5 protein-coding genes and 1 pseudogene are annotated in these 6,254 nt (G+C 64.6%); 5 read left to right on the top strand and 1 reads right to left on the bottom strand.

Translation table 11 applies throughout. The annotated features are described in order from the left end of the window. Both AC5JJ6_RS36565 and AC5JJ6_RS36560 read left to right on the top strand, forming a co-directional pair. A partial coding sequence (locus tag AC5JJ6_RS36565) for a cytochrome c oxidase subunit 3 family protein (protein ID WP_496046747.1) occupies nucleotides 1-514 on the top strand: 514 nt, incomplete at its 5' end. A gap of 3 nt (nucleotides 515-517) precedes the next feature. Then, on the top strand, nucleotides 518-772 hold the full coding sequence (locus tag AC5JJ6_RS36560; RefSeq protein WP_496046746.1) for a cytochrome C oxidase subunit IV family protein: 255 nt from the start codon (nucleotides 518-520) through the stop codon (nucleotides 770-772). Here the strand turns inward: AC5JJ6_RS36560 and AC5JJ6_RS36555 are convergent. Next, nucleotides 764-1,642: a ferritin-like domain-containing protein gene (locus AC5JJ6_RS36555; protein WP_496046745.1), complete on the bottom strand. Its 879-nt coding sequence runs from the start codon at nucleotides 1,640-1,642 to the stop codon at nucleotides 764-766. The genes AC5JJ6_RS36560 and AC5JJ6_RS36555 overlap by 9 nt on opposite strands. A gap of 186 nt (nucleotides 1,643-1,828) precedes the next feature. Between AC5JJ6_RS36555 and AC5JJ6_RS36550 the strand changes: the two genes are divergently transcribed. The 3 genes and pseudogenes from AC5JJ6_RS36550 to AC5JJ6_RS36540 form a co-directional block, all read left to right on the top strand. Further along, nucleotides 1,829-4,006 (top strand): 4Fe-4S binding protein, encoded by a 2,178-nt coding sequence (locus tag AC5JJ6_RS36550; protein ID WP_496046744.1) that lies wholly within the window; start codon nucleotides 1,829-1,831, stop codon nucleotides 4,004-4,006. 12 nt (nucleotides 4,007-4,018) lie between these two features. Further along, nucleotides 4,019-5,965: a TAT-dependent nitrous-oxide reductase gene (nosZ, locus tag AC5JJ6_RS36545; protein WP_496046743.1), complete on the top strand. Its 1,947-nt coding sequence runs from the start codon at nucleotides 4,019-4,021 to the stop codon at nucleotides 5,963-5,965. A gap of 11 nt (nucleotides 5,966-5,976) precedes the next feature. Next, nucleotides 5,977-6,254, top strand: a pseudogene (locus AC5JJ6_RS36540) (nitrous oxide reductase family maturation protein NosD); the annotation flags it as partial.

The raw sequence follows: 6,254 nt of genomic DNA, 5'->3' as shown, positions 1-6,254 counted from the left end.
GCCCGGCAACCCGATGATGTGGCTGCTGATCCTGGGAGAGCTGGTCGTCTTCGGGGTCGCCTTCGTCGGGTTCTCGATCGCCCGGGAACTGGACCCGGTGACCTTCGAGGCGTCCCGGTCGCAGCTCGACGGAGTGCAGGGCGGCGTCAATACGCTGGTGCTGATAACCAGCGGATGGCTTGCAGCATTGGCGGTCCGCGCCAAGCGGCGCGGCGCTTCGCCGCGTCCGGCGCTGGCGGCGTCCATCGCGGTCGGAGCGATCTTCCTCGTGGTGAAGGTCTTCGAGTACGGGTCCAAGCTGTCGGCGGGCATCACCGTCGATACCAACGACTTCTTCGCCTTCTACTATCTGCTGACCGGTTTCCACGCCCTGCATGTGCTGATGGGGCTGATCATCCTCGGCATCGTCCTGAAGTGGGACAGCCTGGACAACCTGGAAACCGGAGCCGCGTTCTGGCACATGGTCGACCTTATCTGGGTCGTCTTGTATCCCCTGATTTATCTGGTGCGCTGAATCATGACGATCCTGACCCGGACCTGGGCGATCCTGGTATCGCTGACGCTGCTGAGCCTGACGACCATGAGCTTCGCCGCCTTCGTACCGTCCTGGGCGGTAAACACGGCCGTACTGCTGGCCGGAGCGTTCAAGGCTTTCCAGATCCTGCGCCACTTCCTCGAAGTCAACCGTGCCAGCTCCGGGTGGCGCACCCTGCTCTATGGTTATCTGGTGGCGATTTTCGGCCTGCTGCTGGCGATCTCCGCGTCAGCGTGAAAGTTCGCCCAGTACCGCCGCATGCCCGACGGCGATGCCGAAAAGGCGCTGCGCTTCCAGCATGACGGCTTCGTCCCCGGTGTGCTCGGCGATGTCGGAAAACGCCTCCGCCATCTTCTCCAGCGGCAGCAGCGCCGAGCGCAGGATTTGCCCGTGGCTGAGCGCCGGGTCGACTTGAGCGGACGGGAAATCGGCGCCGGCGCTCAGGTCCGCCAGATCGTCCGCGATTCGGATCATGACGCTGGAATCGGCACTATCCAAAGCAGACGCTGCGGCGCGCAGGATGGCGATCGCTTCGGCGGCCATACCGGCAGCCAGAAACGCCAGACCGCGAAGATCCTCGACATGCGCCACGGCATCGCCATGTTCCTGCCGCGATTTCCTCCAGGCTCTCCGGCGCTGATGGCGAAGTTTGGCGGCGTGGTTCAGTTCCTCCAGCGCCAGCGCCTGGGCCTGCTTCCGCACGCCCGGATCGGTCGCGGCGGAAACGATATAGCTGTAGAAGGCGAAGGCGCGCTCCTCGTTCAGCACCGCCAGCGACAGGGCGCGATACGGCGTCAGGTCGGTGCGGCCGGCCAGTTCCTCCCACGAAGCAGCGATCTCCGGAGGAAGACGCCAGACGAAAGGCGCGGTGTCGGGGACATCGCCGGTCAGTGCCGCCGAAACGGATGCAACCGCTTCGACATGGCGTTGCTCCTCCTCCATCAATGCGCGGAAGGTCGCCGCCGTCTCGACGGCTCCGCGCTCATCCATCAGGCTTGCTAGTTGCCGGTAGCGCCGGACGGCCTCCCGCTCCAGGGCAAGGGCGATGCCGATCAGGGCGGCCTCCGATTCGACCGGAGCGCCCGGTTCCTGACACAGCAGTTTCATGGGATTCGCTCCATCTCGTGATCCGCCCGATGCAACAGGACCGTAATTTATAAAAACAGGCGCCGATTTGACCTTAGTCAAATCCAGTACCGACAATAGGGGTTTCTATCCAGCCGCAACAAGTGACGCTCCTTTGACCTGCTTGGAGACTTCACTTGATAAATATCAATTCTGCTGGCGCGGATCATGACATCGTTAGTGCAGCGAATACTGGGCGTAAAGAACAGCTTGCTCGCGATCTCGGCTGCGTTCCTGATCCTTGCCGGCGTTTCCTCGACCGCTCAGGCTGCCGCACCGCTGCTGGGACAATACCTTTCCAGGGCGGAGCCGTCCGAGTTGTTCCCCGGCGCCGACCGCTTCGGACCGATCCATAACAGCGTTCCCGTGGCGCCGGTCCTTCAGGGCGACAAGGTGCTGGGCTACGCCTATCTCAATTCCGACTTCGTCAACACGACGGGATATTCCGGACGTCCGATCCATGTGCTGGTCGGGCTCGGTATCGATGCCCGCGTCGCCGGGGCCAAGCTGGTCGATCATCACGAACCTATCGTCCTGATCGGTATCCCGGCGGAGCGCATCAACCGGTTTATAACGGGATATGTCGGCCAGAGCGTAATCGAACTCGCCAGCCAGTCGTCGTCGAGCCCGCCGGTGGATATCGTATCGGGCGCCACCGTCACTGTCATGGTGATCGGCGACAGCATCGTGCGGTCGGGCCGCAAGGTGGCGCAGGCGCTGGGTCTGGCCGGAGCCGCCGCCCCGACGGCGCAGTCCAGGCGCGTCCTGGACCCGACCAAGGGCGATGCCGAGGACTGGTCGACGCTTGTCGGCGACGGATCGGTCCGACGCCTTGCCTTGACGGTCGGAGAGGTCAACGCGGCCTTCGAGCGGACCGGCAAGGCGGAGGCCATGGCAAAGCCGGAGCCGGGCGCTGCCGACGAATCCTTCATCGACCTCTACGCGACCCTGGTTTCCATCCCCGCCATCGGGCGCAGCCTGCTGGGCGAATCCGAGTATCAGGCATTGGCCCAAAGGCTGAAGCCGGGCCAGCACGCGCTGCTGATCGCGGGAGAGGGTCGGTATTCGTTCAAGGGTTCCGGCTATGTCCGGGGCGGCATCTTCGACCGGATCGAGTTGGTCCAGGGCGACACCGGCGTCCGGTTCCGCGACCGCACCCATTCGAGACTGGGCGGCGTGGCGGCAGCCGGGGCTCCCGATTTCCCCGAAGTCGGTCTGTTCGCGATCCCGGAGGGGACGGAGTTCGATCCGGCCGAGCCGTGGCGGCTGTCGCTGCTGGTGCAGCGGGCGACCGGCGCGCTGGAAAAGGCCTTCGTATCGTTCGACCTCGGCTACCAGCCGCCGGCCAAGTACCTGAAGACGGAAGCGGTTGCGCCCCCTGCTCCAACCATGGCTGCCGCCGCGGCTGTAACTTCGGACGACGAGCCGCCTGCGGAAATACCGCTGTGGCAAAGGATCTGGGAGAACCGGCTGGCCGATATCGCGGTCACGCTGAGCGCAATTGCCTTCCTCACCGGCCTCTTCTTCTTCCAGGACAGCCTTGTCCGCCGTCCAGCACTTTACCAAAGGGTCCGAATCGGCTTCCTGCTGTTCACCCTGGTCTGGCTGGGCTGGTACGCCAAGGGGCAGCTATCGGTCGTCAACATCTTCACCTTCGCCGACGCGCTGCGGAGCGAGTTCCGCTGGGACTACTTCCTGATGGACCCGCTGGTGTTCATCCTGTGGTTCTCGGTCGCGGCGTCGATCCTGTTCTGGGGACGCGGCGCGTTCTGCGGCTGGCTGTGCCCGTTCGGAGCGCTCCAGGAACTCCTCTACAAGGTCGGCCAACTGCTGCACCTGCCCAAGGTGAAGGTGCCGTTCGGCGTCCATCAGCGGCTTTGGCCGATCAAGTACATGATCTTCCTCGTCCTGTTCGGCCTGTCGATGTACTCGCTGTCGGCGGCGGAACGCGGGGCGGAGGTCGAGCCGTTCAAGACGGCGATCATCCTGCATTTCTTCCGCGACTGGTGGTTCGTCCTGTTCGCTGCAGCCCTGCTGGCGGCCGGACTGTTCATCGAGCGCTTCTTCTGCCGCTACCTGTGCCCGCTGGGCGCCGCTCTCGCCATTCCGGGCCGGATGCGGATGTTCGACTGGCTGCGCCGCTACAAGGAATGCGGCAGCCCGTGCCAGCGCTGCGGCAATGAATGCCCGGTCCAGGCGATCCACCCGGAAGGCCACATCAATCCCAACGAATGCATCCAGTGCATGCATTGCCAGGTGCTCTACCACCATGACCAGAAATGTCCGGTCATGATCCAACGGCGTCTGAAGCGCGAGAAGCGCGCCGCCGGATCCTCGCTAGCCTGAAAGAGAAAAATCATGCGTGATGAGAACGAGAAATCGACGGGCATCGACCGCCGCCATCTGCTGGGCGGCACCGCCAAGGTTGCGGCTCTTGCCGGCCTGACCGGAGCCATCGGCGGAACCGGCGCCGTGATGGTCGGTGACAGCCTGCTGGGAGCATCTCCGGCCCATGCGGCTTCCACCGGCGGCGGCAAGCAGAGCGCCGAGGTGAAGCCCGGCGACCTCGACGAATACTACGTGTTCCACAGCGGCGGGCATTCCGGCGAAGTCCGCGTCATGGGTGCGCCGTCGATGCGCGAGCTGATGCGCATCCCCGTCTTCACCCGGTGCAGCGCCACCGGCTGGGGACAGACCAACGAGAGCCGGAAGATCCTGACGGAAGGCCTGTCGGAGAGCACCCGCGAGTTCCTGAAGACGCGCGGCGGCGTCTACCAGAACGGCGACCTGCACCACCCGCACATGTCGTTCACCGACGGCACCTATGACGGCCGCTACATCTTCTGCAACGACAAGGCAAACAGCCGCGTCGCCCGCATCCGCGGCGACATCATGAAGACCGACAAGATCATCGAGATCCCCAACGCCTCGGCGATCCATGGCCTGCGCCTTCAGAAGTATCCGCGCACCGGCTACGTCTTCGCCAACGGCGAGCAGCGCGTGCCCACGCCCAACGACGGCAAGATCCTGGACGAGCCGAAGAAGTACCGCTCGCACTTCTCCGCCATCGACGGCGACGCGATGAAAGTCGCGTGGCAGGTCTGGGTGGACGGCAACCTCGACAACACCGACGCCGACTATCAGGGCAAATACGTCTTCTCGACCTGCTACAATTCGGAAGAAGGCGTCACCACCGCCGAGATGACCGCCAAGGAACAGGACTGGGTCGTCGTCTTCAACATCAAGCGCATCGAGCAGGCGGTGAAGGACGGCAAGGTCGAAGTCATCAACGGCGTGCCCGTCGTCGATGGACGCCACGGCTCGCCCTTTACCCGCTATATCCCGATCCCCAACAGCCCGCACGGCGTCAACACCGCCCCCGATGGCATCCACGTCACGGTCAACGGCAAGCTGTCGCCGACCGTGACGGTATTGGACGTGCGCCGGCTGGACGATCTGTTCGACGACAAGATCAAGCCGCGCGACGTCGTGGTCGCGGAGCCGCAACTCGGCCTCGGGCCTCTCCACACCGCCTATGACGGCCGGGGCAATGCCTACACCACTCTGTTCCTGGACAGCCAGGTGGTGAAGTGGAACCTGGACAAGGCGGTACGGGCGTTCAAGGGCGAGAAGGTCGATCCGATCATCCAGAAGCTGGATGTCCATTATCAGCCGGGCCACCTGCACTCGTCCATGGGCCAGACCAAGGAGGCCGACGGCAAATGGCTGATCGTGCTCAACAAGTTCTCCAAGGACCGTTTCCTGAACGTGGGTCCGCTGAAGCCGGAGAACGACCAGCTGATCGACATCTCGGGCGACCAGATGAAGATCGTCCATGACGGTCCGACCTTCGCCGAGCCGCACGACACGCTGATCGTCCACCGGTCCAAGGTGAACCCGGTCAACGCCTACCGGCGCGACGACCCGATGTTCGCCGATGCGGTCAAGCAGGCCAAGGCGGACGGCGTCGATCCTGAAACCGACAGCAAGGTGATACGCGACGGCGACAAGGTCCGCGTCTACATGACGGCGCTGGCCCCGGCCTTCGGGCTGGAGGAGTTCACCGTCAAACAGGGCGACGAGGTCACGATCTACGTCACCAACATGGACGACGTGGACGACCTGACCCACGGCTTCACCGTGACCAACTACGGCGTCGCGATGGAAGTCGGGCCGCAGGCGACCGCTTCGGTCACCTTCACCGCCGACCGCCCCGGCGTCCACTGGTACTATTGTCAGTGGTTCTGCCACGCTCTCCACATGGAGATGGGCGGCCGGATGCTGGTCGAACCGCGCGCGGTATAAGGGAAACGGCCATGTCACGGCTCGGCACTCTGTTCATCGCGGCTGCTGTTCTGGCCGCAATAGCGGCCTGGGCCGGCGAGGCCCGCGCGGCCACGGTGACCATTGCGCCGGGCGGGCTGGCCGAAGCGCTCGGCGCGGCAACTGCCGGCGATACCTTGGTGCTGGCTCCGGGCCTCCATCCGGGGCCGGTCACCATCGCGCCACCCGGCACGGGGGTAGGGCAGCCCGGCTCCGGCATCGACGGCGGCGGCCGGGGAAACACCGTGACCGTCGACTCGCCCGGCGTGAC

This window comes from Skermanella sp., from assembly GCF_059503625.1.
The sequence above is the reverse complement of the archived record's forward strand: the minus strand, read 5'-3'. Positions and strand labels throughout refer to the sequence as shown.

Coding starts and splice junctions, on each gene's coding strand:
- AC5JJ6_RS36560 (WP_496046746.1), top strand. CDS start 518: ATGACGATCCTGACCCGGACCTGGGCGATCCTGGTATCGCTGACGCTG.
- AC5JJ6_RS36555 (WP_496046745.1), bottom strand. CDS start 1,642: ATGAAACTGCTGTGTCAGGAACCGGGCGCTCCGGTCGAATCGGAGGCC.
- AC5JJ6_RS36550 (WP_496046744.1), top strand. CDS start 1,829: ATGACATCGTTAGTGCAGCGAATACTGGGCGTAAAGAACAGCTTGCTC.
- nosZ (WP_496046743.1), top strand. CDS start 4,019: ATGCGTGATGAGAACGAGAAATCGACGGGCATCGACCGCCGCCATCTG.